At 42.0% G+C, this 21,814-nt stretch carries 13 protein-coding genes, 1 tRNA gene and 1 pseudogene; 8 read left to right on the top strand and 7 right to left on the bottom strand.

What is annotated here, in order from left to right; translation table 11 throughout:
- Positions 1-94: 94 nt before the first annotated feature.
- Positions 95-3,262 carry an SIR2 family protein gene (locus VYM24_RS14525; protein WP_025076639.1) on the bottom strand — a complete coding sequence of 1,056 codons (3,168 nt, stop codon included), beginning with the start codon at positions 3,260-3,262 and terminating at the stop codon, positions 95-97.
- Positions 3,263-3,280: 18 nt separating this feature from the next.
- Positions 3,281-3,487: pseudogene (locus tag VYM24_RS14520) on the bottom strand (helix-turn-helix domain-containing protein).
- 487 nt (positions 3,488-3,974) lie between these two features.
- On the opposite strand from VYM24_RS14520, the gene VYM24_RS14515 reads away from it, so the two are divergent.
- From VYM24_RS14515 to VYM24_RS14495, 5 genes are all read left to right on the top strand, one after another.
- Positions 3,975-5,264: a DUF3945 domain-containing protein gene (locus tag VYM24_RS14515; RefSeq protein WP_016278429.1), complete on the top strand. Its 1,290-nt coding sequence runs from the start codon at positions 3,975-3,977 to the stop codon at positions 5,262-5,264.
- A gap of 101 nt (positions 5,265-5,365) precedes the next feature.
- Entirely contained in the window at positions 5,366-5,812 is a 447-nt protein-coding gene (locus tag VYM24_RS14510) for a DUF1896 domain-containing protein (protein ID WP_016278430.1), read from the top strand.
- The gene (locus VYM24_RS14505; RefSeq protein ID WP_016278431.1) at positions 5,802-5,981 is read left to right on the top strand and encodes a hypothetical protein; all 180 of its coding nucleotides are present in this window, start codon (positions 5,802-5,804) and stop codon (positions 5,979-5,981) included. Before VYM24_RS14510 ends, VYM24_RS14505 begins: the two co-directional genes overlap by 11 nt.
- A 153-nt stretch (positions 5,982-6,134) precedes the next feature.
- Positions 6,135-10,103, top strand: coding sequence for an N-6 DNA methylase (locus VYM24_RS14500; RefSeq protein ID WP_122287921.1), 3,969 nt, complete (start codon positions 6,135-6,137; stop codon positions 10,101-10,103).
- Positions 10,104-10,184: 81 nt separating this feature from the next.
- Positions 10,185-11,162, top strand: coding sequence for a hypothetical protein (locus VYM24_RS14495; protein WP_025076640.1), 978 nt, complete (start codon positions 10,185-10,187; stop codon positions 11,160-11,162).
- 156 nt (positions 11,163-11,318) lie between these two features.
- Here VYM24_RS14495 and VYM24_RS14490 read toward each other — a convergent pair whose 3' ends face one another.
- The 3 genes from VYM24_RS14490 to VYM24_RS14480 form a co-directional block, all read right to left on the bottom strand.
- Complete coding sequence (locus VYM24_RS14490) at positions 11,319-11,648, bottom strand: hypothetical protein (protein WP_016278516.1); 330 nt, start codon at positions 11,646-11,648, stop codon at positions 11,319-11,321.
- Complete coding sequence (locus tag VYM24_RS14485; protein ID WP_016278515.1) at positions 11,645-11,950, bottom strand: MerR family transcriptional regulator; 306 nt, start codon at positions 11,948-11,950, stop codon at positions 11,645-11,647. The genes VYM24_RS14490 and VYM24_RS14485 overlap by 4 nt, the downstream gene beginning before the upstream one ends.
- 492 nt (positions 11,951-12,442) lie before the next feature.
- Positions 12,443-14,305: a hypothetical protein gene (locus tag VYM24_RS14480; protein WP_016278514.1), complete on the bottom strand. Its 1,863-nt coding sequence runs from the start codon at positions 14,303-14,305 to the stop codon at positions 12,443-12,445.
- Positions 14,306-14,916: 611 nt separating this feature from the next.
- Between VYM24_RS14480 and VYM24_RS14475 the strand changes: the two genes are divergently transcribed.
- Positions 14,917-15,765: an RES family NAD+ phosphorylase gene (locus tag VYM24_RS14475; RefSeq protein ID WP_016278513.1), complete on the top strand. Its 849-nt coding sequence runs from the start codon at positions 14,917-14,919 to the stop codon at positions 15,763-15,765.
- Between the two features lie 553 nt (positions 15,766-16,318).
- Here the strand turns inward: VYM24_RS14475 and VYM24_RS14470 are convergent.
- Together VYM24_RS14470 and VYM24_RS14465 are read right to left on the bottom strand one after the other, a co-directional pair.
- Positions 16,319-17,530 (bottom strand): site-specific integrase, encoded by a 1,212-nt coding sequence (locus VYM24_RS14470; RefSeq protein WP_016278512.1) that lies wholly within the window; start codon positions 17,528-17,530, stop codon positions 16,319-16,321.
- A gap of 239 nt (positions 17,531-17,769) precedes the next feature.
- Positions 17,770-17,854, bottom strand: a tRNA-Ser gene (locus VYM24_RS14465).
- Positions 17,855-17,967: 113 nt separating this feature from the next.
- On the opposite strand from VYM24_RS14465, the gene VYM24_RS14460 reads away from it, so the two are divergent.
- Complete coding sequence (locus VYM24_RS14460) at positions 17,968-20,493, top strand: endonuclease MutS2 (protein WP_291554515.1); 2,526 nt, start codon at positions 17,968-17,970, stop codon at positions 20,491-20,493.
- An 11-nt stretch (positions 20,494-20,504) separates the two neighbouring features.
- Positions 20,505-21,716, top strand: a complete 1,212-nt coding sequence (locus VYM24_RS14455; RefSeq protein ID WP_291554517.1) for an L-serine ammonia-lyase — start codon at positions 20,505-20,507, stop codon at positions 21,714-21,716.
- Positions 21,717-21,814 lie beyond the last annotated feature (98 nt).

Here is a 21,814-nt window from a genome sequence, read left to right as displayed (position 1 = left end):
CTATTTTAATAGGACACTAGTGAAATTATATATTAGACTTTACGGAAGTTTATCCTTCAACGCATGTGCAAAAAACAAACCTACAAGAAGTCTATTAGATAAAAAATCGATAATCATAAGTTTTACCTTCAAATCTTGTTAATAGATTACCAATCCGAGCTATTTGATTTGATGAATCTATAGTTGCAGGTAGCTTTGTATATAAGTCAAATGAGTTCCAATTCATTTTTGTTAACCCTAATATTTCTGTTGCAATTACATTGATATCTGATTTCCCATAGTGTTTTTTTATTATCAATGGGCTTGGGATACTACGTCCTCCTAAATAAAAAGTTCTGTTATCAGATTTGACTGAAGGAACTATCCCATGTGTCCAGAGTAATGCTTCATAATCATTAACAACAACACATGTTCCTCTCCTAATTGGAAAATTATCAATTTGCAATTTACCATAATTCGACTTGGTGGACATAAATTTGACTTCTCTCTCGAAATTTATTGAAATCAAATCAATATTTTCAATTCCTGCAATTTGCAAGCTATCAACAATACCATTTATTTCATCAGGCTTAAACTCAGTTCTTTTATGTACAACAACTCGTTTGGGTAGATATTCCATAGAATGCAAGAATAATTCTCGAATCGAAATTCCAAAATTATAGGCTTCATTATAAGATAAATATGGATTACGTTTATTATCTATATAGCAATCCTGTACTCTTGATAATTTATATTTCAATCCCTGTCCATGTGAGTCATATATATGACTACATCCTAATACTATTGAGGTTTCACCATTATTATTCTTAACGCTATAGCCAATACCCGCATATGCTGTCTCATTATCATTTGTATTTAATACCCATGGGGTTCTGAGTGATTTCACATAAAAAGAAAGTGATAGCCACCAATAAATTTGGCATGCTAAAGAATCATTCAGCGTATCTTCTTCAATAAATTGAGTACTTATTCGTTTTTGTGCCGAATAGGCTTTTATGTAATCGTGTAAATCAAATACCCACGTATCTTCTTCTATATGTCTATATAGTTGCCATTCATTGGGAATAAAGATTACAATTGTCATATCTGCTTTATAACTCTCATGCAAAGCTTCTATTTTGGTACAAATAGTCCGAGCTAAATTCAATGCACCATCCTTGATGGATGTAGATGAGCTGAATTTCACATCTATCCACTTTTCACCATTTATCAAAGGAATTTCAATTGGTATATTGTATATTTGATTGAATCCAATATAATCAATTATATATTCACTCTTTTCTGGAGCCTTATGCTGGGTATTTAATTTCATGAGAAAATCATATAACCGAGTAGAATACTTTGAAGGACATAATACGCCTAATTCAACATTGAAGGTATTGGTAATTCCATTATTCTGATAATCAAATGGATAATGGTTTACCAAGCCTCTCATTGGATGAAAATCTCTAGATTTGAAGTCGCTATTTTTATTCTGAAATAGTAATTGTGGCTCCAAAAACTCAACACCTTTAAAAACAATCTTTTTTTGCTCCATACTGATTGGATATGACTTATACTTGTCATTCAATACTTTAATTCCTGAAAAAGCCACATTATTGGATATTGAAAAACTCATATCGCTCGTTGTCAGTATAGGAAAAGTAAATCGCAGAGAGTTATTATGGAAGATTAGACTATTCCAATCTTCCAATGCCTGATCATATTGTGCATTATATAATCTGTCGAATTTCTCTTTCGTAAATTGTAACTTAATATCTTTTGGAATAATTTCATTAGAAAGAGTATAGATGTGAATTGTTGGTTTAATACTAAGATATGCGAATTTGGTATCTTTTCCGAAAAAGAACGATAATTCAACAGCATCAGCTATAAAATACTCAATACCATTAACAGCTTTCTTTGAAGTTGTTTTCTTCCATAATTTCCACTTGCCATCAGTCTCTAAATTGGCTGATTTTGAAATACCTATCAATATAGACTTCATCATTAGACGTTGAAAGACAGAAACTTTTCGTATATCATCTACTCCTATAGGATCTTTAAGAATATCTCCCTTAAGATAATCTCCAAATATTTCTTTTACTTTTGCTATTGATGAAACAGCAAATACTTTCCCTTTGAATGGAACTGCAACAATGTCTCTATTGTTACCTATAATTTGGTCTATATTATTCCATAAATGTTCTCCATTTGTTTTTATTTCAAATTGATATACATCTTTCGGAAAAGCCACAGGATGGAGATTGCTTTTTACGAATTTATCATCACGCGGAGATTCTATTCTAAAGCTAGTCTTGGTTTCGTCTTTCTTTATTGTAGATTTTATTAGTTTCTTTATTTCTTCCTGTTTAACTATGTCATCCTCAAAGCAGGCCCTACTTAGCTGAAGTATAGTCTTATCAAACCCATCTGTTGAAATAAAGTAGGCAATGCGGTTATTCACTCTTGCAATATCAATTAAGTCTTTTACTTCACTGCATATATCATCACCAAATCCACACCAATATAAGCGACCTGATCCTGGTTGTGAGAATGCTTCTTTCAAAGCATTCATTAAGGATTTATCTCGGCCACTATAACCCATTACAATTAAATTTTTATCTACAAAATATCGTTTTAAAGCATCTTTAAAGATATTGTTTTGTGTGTCTAATTCTTGATTTGTATTTTTTAATTTTGAATACTTGTAATCACCATGAAGTGCTATGTATAATAATTCATGAGAATTCTCATTTCTGAAAATTCTTTCTGGATCATCTAAAGTTATACATATAGGTGTAATGTTCATTTGATGAGCAGCTCTCTCGGTCAACCCATCAAAGTTTGTTGTCCACACAGATTTAACAATCCCTGCATTATTCAACATGCAGAGTAGCTTATATCCAATATATGGTGCTTTATTATATGCTAATTGTTCAAAATACTTTTGTCTGTCTGCCTCAATAGGGTAAGCTTTTTCCGCATAAAATGAATATTCGTCAGAAGATCCCATTAAAGGATATTCTCCCTGCGCATCAAGCCATGCTTGGATACTCCTACGAACGGCTTCAGACCTGAAGTTTGATACAATTAAAGTCGTATTGGGATTATTGGAAGAATATATATCACGCTTCCACTCCCAAATACAATCTGCCGCAGACTGTATTTGGGAAGAAATTGATGCTCCTGCCCCTAACAAAACAGCATGAGAAACATTCTTGTTTTGTTTTATTGATCGGATAAATGCATCATATTCTAACATATATGTATTAGTTGCCATCTTCTTGTATAGCTAAGTTCAATATTGACTTTTGTTTAATAAATCCCTTCTGTCTACTCTAAGTACTACTGCAATTTGATCAAGTGTTTCTAACGGTGGTTAAATGGTATTCGAGCACCATTTGGATATGGTAGAAGGATCTTTCCCCAATTGCATAGCCAACCATTTTCCTATTTTATTCTTCTCCACCAGAATAACTTTTATACGATTTATATCATTCGTAATACTCCAAATAGTAGATGTAATATGCAAATATATTGAAAATAGTTCAAGTCAATTTACTATATTGTCTTTTTTTTAAAGGAAATATTTCTATATCTGTTCCAGTTAGCACAGAGAACAAAATTAATACAAACGACATCTTCACGCAGATTCCAACTATAGTATCAAATAAGCTAACTCAATTTGCAAAATGCAGATAGTAGATAAAATATATATTTTATCATTCCAAACATAAATTAGATGGCTCTTATTATTTTATGTACAATGATACCGTAAGACAATAATCCTCTGGCTGTAATCCTCTTGACTTTTTGTATTACAATAACTGAATCTTATTTGCATTACTCGCCAAAAAATGCCAAATACCGCCATTCATTCCCCATACTGTCAAAATTATAACATACTATTAACTAATATCCTACATTCGCACCGACGGACTAAAGTTTACCCGGTATTTATTAATTATTGTATCACTTAAATTATTGATTTTATGGTTAAGAAAAAGCAAGAACAACAAGAACAGAGTCAGGACGAACATGTAATGGCCATCCTTGACAAGCGAACAAACAAGACCGCAGTCGTTTCCAAAATGAACGAGCAGGACGGCAGTCTCGAAATCGTGCCACCCGACAAGAAGAACAGCAACAGTTTCCTCAAATTGGACCGTACCTCACCACTGGAACTATTCTTCACGAATTTCAAGAACCAGTACGAAAATCCCACGAGTTTCAGTTTTTTCCTTATTCCTCTCGCAGCATTGGACAAGACGTTGAACGCCGTTGTCCAGATCCGAAAAGGGGAAGACCCCGGAGTGGAAGGTAAAAAACTGGTGGAGAACAGCGAACTCAACGATGAAGGTCGTATCGCCAAACTCGCCCGCCGATATAAGTTCGACGAGCACCAGCTTCCGTGGAAAGAACTCGCCGCATTGGGAGTTGACAAGCAACTCTTGTTTGATAACCACTGCATGGGTGAGATGCTGAAAGGAAGAATTACCTCAATGGCTTTCCCTATCAGCAAGGAAGTGAACGGTGAAAAGAAGGATATGGGAGAAGCCTGTTTCCTCTGTGTCAAAGGGGAGGACGGCAAGGTGCAACTGAAAACTTTAAGCAGGCTCGACAAACCGCAGTATGACCTTCCGGCCTATAAAGGAGTATTCACGGACGAGGAAAAGCAGTCGCTTAAAGACACCGGAACTTTGGGGGCAATCAAAGAGATGAGGGATACACATACAGGAACGGTCTGCAACTGTTATGTATCTTTCCATGAACCAAGCAACCGTATCATAACCATGCCCGTGGATGCCATCAAGATACCCGATTATATCTACGGGAAAAGGCTGGATGACAAACAGAAGCAAATCCTCGCGTCAGGCGGCCAACTTCCCATCAACGACATACAGCGCAAAAATGACACACTACTTTCCGGGGTTGCTTTCGTCGATCCGAGAATAATGGACATCGCTTTCAAACAGTCCGGTGAACAACTGAAAGTCAACGACACTATCATGGGTGCCAAAATCACACCGGAGCAGAAGAAGATGCTCCAGAACCATGAAATGGTGTTCGTTGAAAATATGCGCTACAAAGGCAGGCTATTTTCCGATGATGTACGCTTCAGCAACAAGAGCAACCAACTGCTGATAGGACGTAACGCCCGTGAATACAAGCCTGCCATTGACAGTAAGAAGAACGACAGAAAAAAGGAGGTGAAACAGCAGGCACCCCGTCATGTGGCGTCTGTAAAGGCCCGGTCAAAAAAGAGCCTTTCAGTCGTGTAACAGACAGATTATTCATGTTTACATCAGATATATACCCGGTTCTCTTTTATGGCAGCCGGGTATATATCTAATATCCGATTAACATTTTAAAGTGAAAACAAATGACTATACAAGATAAAAATACCGCAACCGGAGAATTGTCCTATTTTGAGACAGCTCTCCTTTTTTATTTGAGAGAAAGTCACCCGCACATGGCCGATGACAAGGCTTTCATCCGGGAGCGTGCGGACAGTGCCGCAGAGGCTTACGAACACGCCATACGTGAGGGCTTATCTGTTACGCAGGCTTTGGAACTGGCTGACACGGTTCTCTATCAGGACTTGCGCTTTTCCCGGTTCGATGCGGTTTTCGAGGCCGTATCGGAGTGGTTTCCCGAAGTACAGCCCGAAAGACGGACGGATTTCTGTCTGAAGGTATTGCTGCCCGCAGAGGCGATATTCGGCAAATACCCCATAGACGACAGGTTTGAATCATCCCCGTCCTATCATACACTTACCGTTGAACTTACAGGTTTCATACAATCCTATATAGAACGATATGGCATATAACAGACGACAACATCTGGCGGATAACATAGCCGCACTTGAGCTGATACTCATGCGTCCGGAGTTCTGTCTTACGGAACAGGGACGCAAGGTCTTGAACGGTTATTCGGGTTTCGGAGGGTTGAAGTGCATCCTGAATCCGGCGGAGAAAGACACGGACATAGAAAAATGAAGGACAGACAGGGAGCTGTTTCCCCAGGTCCGGCTGCTGCATGAACTTCTGCGTGAGTATTCCAAAGACGGGAAAGAATACAAGGCATACGTCCAAAGCCTTAAAAGTTCCGTCCTCACAGCCTTTTACACACCCGAGCCGGTGGTAACGGCCATGCAGGAAGCACTGCTGGTACCGGAAATCCGTCCGGAACGTTTTCTTGACCCTTCCGCCGGAACGGGCATGTTCATCAGCACTCTGAAGGATGTTCCCGAAATCCATTGCTTCGAGAAGGACAGGCTGACGGGAAGGATACTCTCATCCCTCTATCCGGAAAGCAGGGTGACCATAGACGGTTTCCAGTCCATACAGCCCTATTATAACAACTATTTCGACGTGGTCTCATCCAATATCCCGTTTGGAAATACCAGAGTTTATGACCTGGATTTTGACCGGAGTGAAGACGCCGTGCGTAAATTCTCACTTGCCGCCGTACACAACTATTTCTTTCTCAAAGGCATGGATACGCTGCGTGAAGGCGGGATACTGGCCTACATCACGACTTCGGGTGTCATGGACTCGCCACAGAACCGCCCCGTCAGGGAATGGCTGGTGAACCATGCCAACCTGGTTTCCGTCATCCGTCTGCCGGACAATCTGTTTGTTGATGCGGGTACGGAAGTGGGCAGCGACCTGATTGTGTTGCAGAAGAACACCCGAAAATCGGAACTGACCGAAAAGGAGCGGAACTTTATCGAGACCCGCATCATATCCGGCGGTATCCATATCAACAACAGCTATGCCGATTTAGAGCATATCGTCCATACTTCCGTATCCATGGGCAAGAACATGTACGGACAACCGGCCATGAATTTTATTCATGAAGGAGGTGTCGGCACCATTTCCGAACATCTCAGGCAGTTATTGGCGCAAGATGTGGGAAACCATCTTGACCGGAAACTTTATGAGGCAAACCTGTCCCGTCCCACCGTTTCCACTATCCTGAAAACCGGACCGGAAATCCCACCGGAAACAACAGCAGTGGAGCACCGGCAGGAGATGCAGGAAAAAAGTCTCCTTTCCACCAAGCCTTATGAACCCATGCTCAACCTGTTTGCCGCCTATGCGGATGAAGAGCAAACGGAGGTGCAAGTGGTAGAAAGCAGACCTTCGCCAGGCCGGGCACCGTCGGCATCCCGCAAAAAGAAAGGGGATGAACCGGAAATGTTCAATCTCTTCTCCCAAGAGAACATGTACGATGAAGCCGCCACGCAGGAAGACATGACCGGGGAACGGGCGGCAGCGGAAGCCAGATGGCAGGAGCGCAGACAAAAAATCGAGGAAGAGCGGAAGAAGGAAATGGAACCACGTCCGTTTACCGGAGAGATACGTCCCGAATACAAGAACGGCTCTCTCGTGAAAGCCGGTGAGCAATACGGGTATTTGCAGGGAGTGGGCACTCCCGAAGTACAGTTCCATCCGCTCAGGCTGACTGTCACCCAGCAATACCGGGCCGCCTACTACATCCCCCTTCGGGAAGCCTACCACAATCTCTACAATGCGGAAGCCGAAACGGAAACCGAACAGCCGGAACTAAGGGAGGAACTGAACCGGCAGTATGACCGTTTCCACCGCATGTTCAGGGAGCTGAACGGAAAGGACAACGCCAAGTTCCTGCTGATGGATGCAGGAGGACGGGAAATGCTCTCATTGGAACGTTCCGTCAACGGGAAGATACAGAAGGCGGACATATTCACCGTGCCCGTATCGTTCAACGCCAACGAGGTGACACATGTGGACACTCCGCAGGAAGCCCTTGCGGCATCCCTGAACAAGTTCGGCGAGGTCAATCTGGAATATATGGAGAATCTCTGCGACATCGGCAGGCAGGAACTGCTCGAACAGCTGGAAGAGCGCATCTTCTACAATCCCATGATGAAGAACCATGAAATCAAGGACCGCTTCATTGCGGGCAATGTAATAGCCAAAGCCGAATGGATAGAGAACTACCTGAAAGACCATCCCGATGATGATGCAGGCAAAAAATCATTGGAAGCCCTGCGGAAAGCCATACCGGAGCCTATAAGTTTTGAACAGCTTGACTTCAACCTGGGGGAACGGTGGATACCCATGTCCGTATATGAAGAGTTCGCCGGATACCTCTTCGAGACAAAGGCCCGTATCCATTATACGGAATCCATCGACGAGTTCAGCGTGAGCTTCGAGAGCAGCAACGCGAACATCACCGACAGATATTACGTGAAAGGGGAAAAGAGAGGCTATTACGGCAATGACCTGCTGAAACATGCGCTGCACAACACCGTCCCCGACATAACCAAGACTGTTCAGGACAAGGAGGGCAATGACATAAAGGTACGTGATGCGGAGGCCATCCAGCTTGCCGACACCAAAATCAACGAGATACGCTCCGCCTTCACCGGCTGGCTGAACGAGCAGCTGCCCGAGTTCAAGCAGAACCTTGCGGACATGTACAACCGCAAGTTCAACTGCTATGTACGTCCCGATTACGACGGCTCCCTGCAAAGTTTCCCGTTCCTTGACCTGAAAGGACTGGGCATACCGTCCCTGTACGGCAGCCAGAAGAACGCCGTCTGGATGCTGAAGATGAACGGCGGCGGGATAATCGACCATCAGGTAGGTACGGGCAAGACCCTCATCATGTGCGTGGCCGCCTTTGAGATGAAACGTCTCGGACTGGCGAACAAGCCGATGATTATCGGACTCAAGAGCAATGTGCATGACATAGCCGACACGTTCAGGAGGGCCTATCCGAATGCCAGGGTACTGTATCCGGGCAGGGAGGACTTCACGCCGGAGAAACGCGTCGGAATATTCCATGACATCAAGAACAACAACTGGGACTGCATCATCCTGACGCACGACCAGTTCGGAAAAATACCCCAGTCCCCCGAAATACAGCAGGAGATATATACGCAGGAAATTGAGAGTATCGAAGAGAACCTCGCCGTATTCGAGCAGCAGGGCAATGAAGTGACCGGCTGGATAAAGAAGGGGCTGGAAAGAAGGAAGGAGAACCTGGAAGCCAAACTTGAAAAATTGGAGCAGGATATAAAGGACCGGACAGATGATGTTACAGATTTCAGGCAGATGGGCATCGACCACCTCTTCGTTGACGAATCGCACAATTTCAAGAACCTGATGTTCAACACACGCCATGCGAGGGTTTCCGGCCTGGGCAATCCCGAAGGAAGTACGAAGGCCATGAACATGCTTTTCGCCATCCGCACCATCCAGGAGCGTACAGGCAGGGATTTGGGGGCCACTTTCCTCTCCGGCACGACCATCTCCAACAGCCTGACCGAACTCTATCTCCTTTTCAAGTATCTCCGTCCGAAGGAAATGGAGCGGCAGGGGATTACCTGCTTTGACGGCTGGGCCGCAGTCTATGCGAAGAAAAGCACGGACTTTGAATTTTCAGTGACCAACCAGGTGGTGCAGAAAGAGCGTTTCCGCTATTTTATCAAGGTGCCGGAACTCGCCAATTTCTATGCGGAGATAACCGATTACAAGACCACTGAAGACGTGGGGGTTGACAGGCCGGAACTCAACGAACAACTGTATCATATACCGCCTACTCCCCAGCAGGAGATTTTCATTCAGAAACTGATAAAGTTCGCTGAAACCGGGGATGCGACCTACATAGACAGGGAGCCTCTGTCCGAGGCGGAGGAGAAGGCACAGATGCTGATCGCCACCAACTACTCGAACAAGATGTCGCTTGACATGCGGCTGATAGACCCTGAATACGGCGACAGTCCGGGAAACAAGGCGTCCCATTGCGCGGCCAAGATTGCGGAGTATTACTACAAATATCTTGACCAGAAAGGCACACAGTTCGTATTCTCGGACCTGAGCACTTATAAGCCGGACCAGTGGAACATCTACAGTGAAATCAGACGCAAGCTCGTGGAAGACCACAATATCCCGGAGAAACAGATAAGGTTCATTCAGGAGGCGAACAGCGACAACGCACGCAAGGAACTGTTCAGGGACATAAACTCGGGCCGCATCCGTTTCCTTTTCGGTTCGACACAGAAACTGGGTACGGGTGTCAACGCGCAGGAACGTGCCGTGGCCATCCATCATCTGGACATACCCTGAAGGCCGTCCGACCTGGAGCAGCGCAACGGACGTGCGGTGAGAAAAGGCAATATTATTGCCAAGCAGTACGCCGGCAACAAGGTGGACTGCTATATCTATGCGGTGGAGAAGTCACTGGACAGCTACAAGTTCAACCTGCTGCAAAACAAGCAGGTGTTCATCAACCAGCTCAAAAGCCGCAATCTGGCCGCCCGTACCATTGACGAGGGGGCGATTGACGAAAACGGAGGCGGCAGTTTCAGCGAATACGTAGCCATCCTTTCAGGCAACGACGACCTGCTGGAAAAGGCGAAGCTGGACAAGAAACTGGCGGTCCTCGAAAGCGAGAGGCAGGCATTCCACCGTAACAAGGGAAACGCGAAAGGCAAGCTGAATGAAAGGACTTCGGGAATAGAAAAAAACAATGCCTTTATCGGGCGTTTCACCAGGGACTGGGAATATTTCAACAAGGTGGCCCCCGCAGATGCGAAAACCGGACTCCGTCCCAATCCCCTGAAACTGGACGGTGTGGACTCGAACAATATCGAGGTACTCGGCAACCGGCTTGCCGCAATCAACCGGAATGCCCGGACGGAGGATGACTATATGAAAATCGGGACCCTGTTCGATTTCCGTATCCTTGTCCGTACCGAAAGGACCTGTGAGGGGGACATGCAGGCTTTGCAGAACAAGTTCATGGTCGAGGGGCTGGACGGCATCAAATATACCTACAACAACGGTTATATTGCCAAAGACCCGAAACTGGCCGTCACGAACTTCATCAATGCGCTGGAACGCATTCCCGCCATGATAGAGAAACGGGAGAAGGAGAACGCGGAGCTGTCGAAGGACATCCCGGTCCTTCAGGAGATTGTGGCGGCCTCATGGCCCAAGGATGCGGAAATCAAGCGGCTGAATGAAGAGCTTGCCACGCTGAACCGGAAAATACAGCTTACCATAAAGCCGGCAGGCGGGCATGAAAACGGAACGGATGACGGACCGGAACAGTCACAGAAAGCGAGGCACGTCCCCCCAATGAAAATTGCCGCCCCGTCAAACGGGCTGAAAAAAATATCCTAAGTTTCCCGCGGCACATTGCGGCAACCCCGGAAGCTGCGCTTCCGCAGTCTGCCGCAAAGAGCCGCTTTTCAGGAAAGGACAAAGGTATGGCCGGCATCCGGATAAATCCGGCCTGCCGGCCATACCCTTGTCTGTAAAGGGAAGAAAGCCATTCCGTCATTCCTCTTCCTCAAAGGAAAGGCTCTCCACCTGTCTGTTAATAACCTTCCAGTCAATGGAATCCTTCAGATTGATTATATCCACAATCGAATAATGCCTGGTCCCGTTCTCCTCTTCTGCAAAACGCAGACGCCCGCTCAGACGCTGTTTCTCAATCTCTGCCGGGTCGAGGTTTATCAGCTCACAAACCTCATCGGGCAGCATGGAGAGTTCGACACTGTTGTCCTCGCAGATATGTTGCAGCACGGCCAGCATGTTGAGGGACTTCTTGTAACTTCTCACGAGTGCGGCGAACAAGCCGCTTTCAACCTTAATCATCTTTCTCATAACCTTTTATTTTTAAAGTGTTCTTCTTTTTCCAGCAGCATGGCACGCAGCACGTCCGAACGGCGGTAGTAAATCTTCCCCTTGTCACGGTGGAAAGGCAACGAACCGTCATTGCGGCGTCTAAGAAGTGTCCTGTCGGACATCTTGGTAAGCAGGCGCACGCCTTTTGAATCCAGTATCTCGCTGTCGGGCAAGTTATGTATGGCAGGAGCCAATAACTTCTCAATGCTGGTTACTTTGGCGAGTATGGCACTGAGCATGTGGGTCATCTGCCCACCCGGTGCAGTTCTTCTGTTGTTCATAATGACCTTGTTTTTATTGTTTACGGTGCAATATTACGGAGATATTATAAGGCCGTTGGTTACTCAACCGTTGAGCAACCGCCAAAAAAAGACAGGAAACGACAAAATGAAATAAAAGAATGGCCAGAAACAATTTCCGGCCATTCTTAAAGAAGCAAATATTTAATATTGCGTTTATTATTAGATAATACAATAAATACCTACAAAAGTAATCACTATAAATTTAAGAAACACCTATATTTACATTGGAATTCTTAATGCAAGGTAATATCGTTCTCTATTCTCAAAATTTTATTAAACACCCAAAGTAGGCGAACACGAAGAATATTAATCACTATATCTATCAATAGCTTCTTTATAAATATTCTCGCTTATATCTTTGAACTAAGTTTATTTCACCTCATTTTAAACACCTAAATAAATATCTACACATCATCTACTGAAACTTATTCAGAATATTCCCCCATCTCACCTCACTACAAAATATAGAATTTATACAGGATAATTTTCACTAATCTTCTTAATTATCAAATCTCGCTTGAAAAAAGAAATTATACCATTCACAAAGTACATGTGATTATACCAATTTACACAAACTGTGGTAACAAGCCAATATATTATATGACCCAAATATTCATACCAAGTTATTGGACTGGGATTCACATATTTTATCCCCAACCAATAGACTACAGTAACAATAATAGCGTATGCCACTCCCCATACTCTCATTTTCATAAGTTTGTTTTCAATACATTTATCCTCCAATTGGGCTTTTAAAGAATTGTTTTCACTAGATAATATCTCATTCTTTTCTGAAGTTTCGAGATAAATATCTTCATTCTTTGTAGCTCGATTGATATATTCTAACAACGCCGGAGATGACAATGTTAATAATCTATCAGCTTCATTCCGATCAATTTCACCTTCTGACATTCTAATACATAACTTGGCAATAGATGCTTCACTTATATTATTTTCTATTTGTAATCTTGCAATTCTATCTTGTATTTTGCAAATAACCTTATGAGACGGATAATGTTCAGAACGGTATTTAATCACATTAGCAGAAAGACTTGTCATTGCAAGCATACTTTTGCTATTTCCAATAGAAAGAGACGGATTTGCAAGCCATAGTAACACAAGCAAATCAGAAGCAGTAATGCTAATTCTCTGCCAGACAGGTAGGCTCTTTTCTTTCCTATTAACAGAATAGGAGTTGTTTAAAAACCAACAGTTCACATCGTTAAATTCTGCTATAATTTTATCTTTTCGTTTATACGCAACATATTCCTGAGCTAATAAATCATTAAAAGCACTTTCTCTATTTCCACGAATATTGGTGAGAGTCTGCAAATCTTTTGATTTACCCGTCTTTTCATAAAGTGCTCGAATATTCTGGTTGTATACAATAGAAATTCCTTTTTCTGAAAGATCGTTCTTCAGATTATCCTTGCATGCTTCTAGAAAAGAGCGATCCAGACCGCGTCTACCACATGCAGAAAGTATATCAGCAACATCCAATGTTGCAAATAAATCTTTAGACTTAAACTGTCTGACTTTACTAGATAATAAAATACGAATCTGTTCTACTGTTGTTTCAAGGATTGAGTAACGGAATCCCATCGCAATAGTCAAGTCGTATAATTGTTTACAAGCAGCATAAGATTCTTCAGTATTAAGTTCAATTAAACTGATATAAAAATTGGTATCAACTAATAATTCTGTATCAATAATACGATCTTTTATTTTAAATTTAAAATAAGAGGAAATAATTCCACCAAGATAAATGCTACAAATGATATCGAAATAAAAGTCTTTCTTTTTTATTCTATCATAAACATACTTTGAAACGTGATATGATTGATTATAGATGGCAGTGGACTGATCGTTAAAGATTCGATTCTTTTGATCTTGAATAAAAGTCACAAGCTCTTCAAAATCGTAAGGTACATTGCGTCCCTTACAATAGATTTTGTAGTTGTTTGCTAGTTTTTTTATTAGTTTTTTTTGGTTTTGATAATCTTCAGTAATCGTAGATGTACATTCTGAATCAATAATAAACGAATGATCACTATTTAGAGTAAAACTACCTCCCGAATATTTGCAAACCTGTGGCATTAAGGTAATAATCACAGGAATTGGTATTTCTATTTGAAAATTCTCTCTTACAGAATCGAAAATCTCAGAATAGTCTTTACCCATTATTGCTGTCCCCTTCTTCCGTAACATCCTATTTAGAGTTTCCTTAATTAATGGAACGAAAAGTTGTGTAAGACTTTCGTTACATTCACTGCCATACGTATCTCTTATAAAAGATAGTAATGAATATGTAGCTAAAAGGTTTTCATTCACCATAATTGATTCACTAATATTTTTTGTAGCAATATTTGCTTAACGGTGTATTTTATTTTTTATCTCTGACACATGAGTCTTTCAATTTAAGAGCTTACATCTCGGCTTCTATCACTGTGTATCATTCATACAAGCAACTAATATAGGCTCATAAATAGTTCTTTTACATATAAGAAGAGCAGCAACCTCATGAAAAGCAAGCGTAATAGATACTTGAACCTTAACCTATTTTTTACTGTGCTTTGTCCTTGCTCTATGGAAAAGACCTTGTTTGCAAAAGTAATTAAAATTTGGCAGAAACAAATAGAGAAATGATTGATTTTCAGTTTGCATATAGCAAAATATTAAAAAGGTAAAAAACACTTGTTTTTTATTATGACACTGGAATAGTAATTTCTTCAATTAAAAACACATATGAATATATTTGTTTACAATTCAACTATTCCCTATCTTTGTATACAAAATTATTTATTTTTATGCAAAACTGTATAACTTAAAGCAAGGCTTTGGTAACTAAATCGTTACCTATATTTTCAACATTTATATACAGTGCTAAAATTCCAAGTTATATTAAATCACATAGCTTCATACGCTTAAAATACTCTTCATAAATTATGGATAATAGAACCCAATTAGAAATAGAAACCTATGAATTATGGAATTCTTTCAAAGATGAAGTTTATCACAAAAATAGATTCTTCATCACTCATCCATTGCTTGAAATATTAAAAAAATACATTTCAGAGCATACACTCAATATTAAAATTAATACAATATATTATAGAGCTCGTATCATTGATGAAAAGGCCCTCAAAGATCATTCTTTAAAAATATTCTGTAATAAGAACAATAATCATAGTGGATATTTTAATGAATCCAATCGATTTAGAGGTCTTGTTAAAGAAGCATCATTTATTCCTCCCAATCATAATTTTGTTCGGGACGGGCGAGCCAACCCTAAATTTATCCGGTATTTATATATGGCAGAAAGCCCCGTTACTGCCATATTCGAAGTGCGTCCATTACTTACCGATAATATAAATCTTGCTGAAATAACCGTAAAAGAAAATTTAACTCTAGCAGATTTGGTCATCGATTACAGAATTCCAGATAGAGCAAAATCCAAAGAACAATTAATATTATCATACATTCAAGGCGCATTCTCATTTCCTACCAATAATCCAGATGACTATATCCCATCTCAAATTATCTCTGAATATATTAAGAGTTTAGGATATGACGGAATTCGCTTTAGCAGTTCACTCCACAATGATGGAATCAATTTAACCATATATAATTACAAAAAATGCGAGCCTATATCATCTCGTGAAATAAAAATTGAAAATATAAAGTTAGATGCTAGAGACAAAATTGGAAGTGATTTTGATCATCGACTATTGAGAATACGTAATAATGAAGTTGAGTTCATCGACTATTTAGGAAAATATAAAATATCAGAATAATTTCACATCAATCTGAAATACTCAGTAAATCAGAAAAATCAACCTACCAATTTATACTCAAAGCATTGTTAGTTAGTTGGTATTCATTTTTTTTGTAGTAATCTAATTGAAAACACCCCAAAAACTATACATATATATTTTACTATATATACTCTATTATACCCATAAACAAGTGGGCAATTCTTTTACAAATTTCTTTCATTATCATAGGATACAAATATTCAATATTCTACTGTTATAATTTTAATAGACTAATGCAAATGAGAACATAACCTGATCTTTAATATAATACTTCCTTTTTAATGAGCTTTCAACACAGCAACCAAGCTATAAGACTTTCATGGTTGCTGAGTCGACTGATATTATATCGTAGCAAGCTGTTGGTTCTCTCAAAGTAATTATTCTAAACACCATACAACCAAAATAGAATAATTACATCAAAAAATCCTTATTACTTTCTCAGTCATAGAGTATAGTTGAAATAAAGAAACGATTGTATTTCAACTTTATATACACAAATAGCACTTTTCTCATCTTTTTATCAATCTACTTATTAAAAGTCAACCTTTATTTGTGATACCTCACGTATTATTGTACGATCTAACACACGCGCATAATGACGAGTCATCTGAACATTGGTATGTCCTAACATCTTAGCAACGCTCTCTATCGAGACACCATTGGCCAAGGCAAAAGTGGCAAAAGTATGACGCGCAACATGAGTGGTCAATGTTTTTTTAATACCACAAATATCAGCCAGTTCCTTGAGGTACGCGTTCATTTTTTGATTACAAAGCACCGGAAAAAGTACACCATGTTTCCTGCAATATTCATTGGTGGAATACTTCTCCAATATCTTTAACGGTATTTCCATCAATGGAATGTTGCACATGATTTTGGTCTTCTGTCTCCCCTTTCGTATCCACCTGACACCATTCGAGTCCTCCACAATATGCTCCTTTCTCAATCCGTGAATATCCGAAAAGGCCAAACCAGTGAAACAACAGAACACAAAAATATCCCGCACCTGACTCAGCCGTGGAATATCAATCTCCTTTGAAATCAGTTTTCGGATTTCCGAATCTTCCAAGAAGTCCGGCTCCACCTTATCCAACGAGAACCTGATTTCCAAAAACGGATCATTCTTCATCCATCCCTTGGCCAAAGCGATACGGATAATCTTCTTGAAGTTCTTCAGATACTTGGTGGCTGTATTATGACAACACTTTTTCGAGGTTTTAAGCCAGAACTCGTAATCCTCAACAAACTGGCGGGAAACTTCATCCAAAAGAATATCTTTCTTATGATATGTCTCCCAGACAAAATCCTGAGTATGCTTCAAGGATGTCTCATAACGCTGCACGGTTGCAGGCGCCATGTCCGTACCGGACAATTGGGCGCATTTATCATTATGTTCACGGAAAACCTCAAACAGAGTACGTTGTACGGGGGCATCCTTACCCAAAAAACGCTCCAGGACACTGCCGGCAGAAACCGCTACACCTTCTATTTCCAGTTCACGCTGTATTTTCATTATCCTCAAACGGATAGAATCAAGATACAGATTTAGTTCCTTGTACTCACGCTTCTTTTCCAGAGCCTTTCCTTTTGCCACACTCCAAAATTCCGGAAGAATTGTTTTCTTCACTGAAGCGTCAACCCGGACTCCATTCACTGTAATTCTCATCATTATCGGAGCCTCACCGTTCCGATTCAATTTCGTCCTACGAATGTAGAACAATAGACAAAATGTTGTTCTTTCCATCTTACTTGTTTTTAATCACAAAACTAAATTTCCAAGAGCAACAAGTCAAGATGCAAAATACTGATAAACAATGAATTATTTACTTAATAGGTGTACCTGACATTGAAAGCAAACAGGTACACCGAATAGTACACCGAAAGAATGCTTTGATATGCTTATTTTTGCTATGCACCAAAAACAAAAAATCCCCGTAAAGTATTAATTTACAGGGATTTTCTTTGTTTTGCAATTCTTTCCAGCGGAGAGACAGGGATTCGAACCCCGGGTACCTCGCAGTACAACGGTTTTCAAGACCGCCGCAATCGACCACTCTGCCACCTCTCCAAACTCCTCTTTCAAGAAGTGCTTTTCTCTTAAAGCGGTGCAAAGGTACAAATCATTTTTAAATCTACAAACTTCCTGCTATTTTTTTCACGAATAAATCGTACTTTTGCAACATGATATACCCGCAGAACTTTGAATATAAAATAGGTTTCGACCAAATACGCCAGTTACTAAGTGAAAAATGCCTTAGTACGTTAGGCGTCGAACGAGTTACCGATATGGCATTCTCCGATCACTTTGAGGAAGTGGAGGAGCGCCTGAACCTCGTGACTGAATTCGTACGCATCATACAGGAAGAAGACAACTTCCCCGCACAGTATTTTTTCGACGTCCGTCCATCCCTCAAACGAATACGCGTGGAAGGAATGTATCTGGACGAACAGGAACTTTTCGACTTACGCCGTTCGCTGGAAACGATACGGGACATCGTACGCTTTCTGGAAAAAGAAGATATGGAGGAGGAAGATTCCCCCTACCCTTGCCTTCGGAATCTCGCCAAAGATATCCTGGCATTCCCGCAATTGATCCAGAAGATAAATAATATACTTTCACCTTACGGAAAGATAAAAGACAATGCTTCATCCGAACTGGCACGTATCCGCCGGGAATTGACAAACACCATGAACAGTATTTCCCGTTCATTGAATGGTATCCTGCGCAACGCCCAATCCGAGGGTGTGGTAGACAAAGATGTTACTCCTACTATGCGTGACGGACGTCTGGTAATTCCGGTTGCTCCGGGATTGAAACGGAAGATAAAAGGTATCGTGCATGACGAATCGGCAAGTGGAAAAACCGTGTTCATAGAACCTGCCGAGGTAGTGGAAGCCAACAACCGTATCCGTGAATTGGAAGGAGATGAGCGTAGAGAGATTATCCGTATTCTGGTGGAATTCTCCAATCTGCTGCGTCCTTCTATTCCCGAGGTATTGCAGTCCTACGAATTCCTTGCCGAGATAGACTTTATCCGTGCCAAGAGCTTGTTTGCCCTGCAAATATCCGGTATAAAACCCGCGCTTGAGAATACGCGCTTACTGGATTGGACCATGGCAGTCCATCCGTTACTGCAACTCTCCCTCTCCAAACATGGGAAAAAGGTAGTTCCCCTCGATATAGAACTAACCGAGAAACAGCGCATATTGATTATATCCGGTCCAAACGCCGGTGGTAAGTCCGTTTGTCTCAAAACAGTAGGGTTATTGCAGTATATGCTGCAATGTGGTATGCTCATTCCCATGCACGAACGCAGCCATGCGGGTATTTTCAGCAACATATTCATTGATATAGGTGACGAACAATCCATTGAAGATGATTTGAGTACCTATTCTTCTCATCTTACCAATATGAAGATAATGATGAAGAACTGTAATGAACGCAGCCTCATCCTGATCGATGAATTCGGCGGCGGAACAGAACCTCAAATCGGTGGTGCCATAGCCGAAGCCGTACTGAAACGTTTCAACCAAAAATTAACCTTCGGTATTATTACTACACACTACCAGAATCTGAAGCACTTTGCCGAAGACCATGAAGGGGTAGTAAATGGAGCTATGCTATATGACCGCCACCTGATGCAGGCCTTATTCCAACTTCAGATCGGTAACCCCGGAAGTTCATTTGCCGTAGAAATAGCCAGGAAGATCGGTCTTCCGGAAGATGTGATTGCTGACGCATCCGAAATTGTGGGTAGTGAATACATCAATGCTGATAAATACCTGCAAGACATTGTACGCGACAAGCGATACTGGGAAGGCAAACGCCAGACCATCCGCCAACGCGAGAAGCATATGGAAGACACCATCGCCCGTTATCAGGCAGAAATGGAGGACTTACAAAAATCTCGCAAGGAGATTATAAAAAAAGCCAAGGAAGAAGCAGAACAACTGGTACAAGAGGCCAATGCCCGAATTGAGAATACCATCCGTACCATTAAGGAAGCACAGGCTGAAAAAGAAAAGACTCGCCAGGCACGCCAGGAGTTGACGGAATTCCGTCAATCGATGGAAGCTCTTGCCTCTAAAGAACAGGAGGAGAAAATAGCCCGTAAAATGCAGAAATTGCAGGAAAAGCAGAATCGTAAAAAAGAAAAGAAAAGAAAAGATACTGATAGCGGATTATCAGCGCAGGAGCAGGCTGCGCAAAAAGCCAAGCAGGAAGCAGAGCGCCTGGCAAGCATTGTGCCGGGAGCGATGGTGAAGATAAAAGGACAGAATTCAGTAGGCGAAGTTCTGGAAGTAAATGGAAAAAATGCCGTTATAGCATTCGGCAGTATAAAGACTACCATTAAAGTGGAACGTCTGGAGCGTACAAACACTGTTCCGCAAAAGGTAGACAGTTCTACCAAAAGCACATTCGTCAGCAACCAGACGCAGGACAGTATGTACGAAAAGAAGCTGAACTTCAAACAAGACATCGACGTACGCGGTATGCGGGGTGATGAAGCTTTGCAGGCAGTGACCTACTTTATTGACGATGCCATCCTCGTTGGGATGTCCCGCGTACGCATTCTTCACGGAACAGGCACGGGCATTTTGCGTACACTTATCCGCCAGTACCTGCAAACAGTTCCCGGTATCAGACACTTTGCCGATGAGCATGTGCAATTCGGTGGCGCAGGAATCACAGTTGTTGACCTATAAATAAATATAGTATGAAATCAATTAAAGAACTCTACCGTATCGGTACAGGGCCATCAAGCAGCCATACAATGGGTCCTCGCAAAGCTGCCGAGCTATTTCTGGAAAAACATCCGGAAGCCTCCTCGTTTAAAGTTACTCTATACGGTAGCCTTGCCGCCACCGGTAAAGGGCATATGACTAATATAGCCATTACCGACACTCTGCAACCTGCCGCTCCGGTAGAAATCATCTGGGAACCGAAGATATTCCTCCCTTTTCATCCCAACGGAATGAAGTTCGTTTCTGTGGATGCAGCAGGTAATGAAACAGATTCATGGACAGTATTTAGCGTGGGCGGTGGTGCTTTAGCCGAAGAAAACGATGGTGCATCTTCGGTCAACACTCCCGACATCTACTCCATGAATCACATGACCGAGATTCTGCTATGGTGCGAAAAAACCGGGAGAAGCTATTGGGAATACGTCAAAGAGTGTGAAAACGAGGATATCTGGGACTATCTGAACGAAGTCTGGAAAACCATGCAGGCAGCCGTTCGCCGCGGACTGGAACAGGAAGGCGTATTGCCCGGTCCTTTGAACCTGCGTCGCAAAGCCTCTACTTATTATATACGTGCCAGCGGATACAAACAATCCCTACAATCACGAGGACTGGTATTTGCCTATGCCCTTGCCGTAAGTGAAGAGAACGCTTCAGGCGGAACCATAGTTACTGCACCTACCTGCGGTTCCTGCGGTGTGATGCCGGCAGTATTATATCATCTAGCAAAGAGCCGCGATTTCAGTGACATCCGCATCCTCCGCGCACTTGCCACAGCCGGGCTCGTAGGAAACATAGTAAAGACAAACGCATCCATCTCGGGAGCGGAAGTTGGATGTCAGGGAGAAGTGGGTGTAGCTTGTGCTATGGCCTCAGCCGCTGCCAACCAATTGTTCGGTGGCAGTCCGGCTCAAATAGAATATGCAGCTGAAATGGGATTAGAGCATCATCTGGGAATGACCTGTGACCCGGTTTGCGGATTAGTACAGATCCCCTGTATCGAACGAAATGCCTATGCCGCCGCCCGTGCACTGGATGCCAACCTTTATTCCTCATTCACCGATGGAATGCACCGCGTATCTTTTGATAAGGTTGTAGAAGTAATGAAAGAAACCGGAAACGACCTGCCTTCACTCTATAAAGAGACCAGCGAAGGGGGATTGGCAAAAGATTATCGACCGATGTGAGTGAGTTACAAGCTACGAGTTACAAGTCCTTGCGGCTTGATAGTGCTTAGTAGTTTAAAGACTGACATAGCGCAGCAACTTGTAACTCGTAGCTTGTA

This window comes from Bacteroides sp. MSB163, assembly GCF_036416795.1.
In the GTDB taxonomy this organism is placed as follows: domain Bacteria; phylum Bacteroidota; class Bacteroidia; order Bacteroidales; family Bacteroidaceae; genus Bacteroides; species Bacteroides maternus.
Note: the sequence above shows the minus strand (reverse complement) of the source record. Positions and strands in the feature narration are given on the sequence as shown.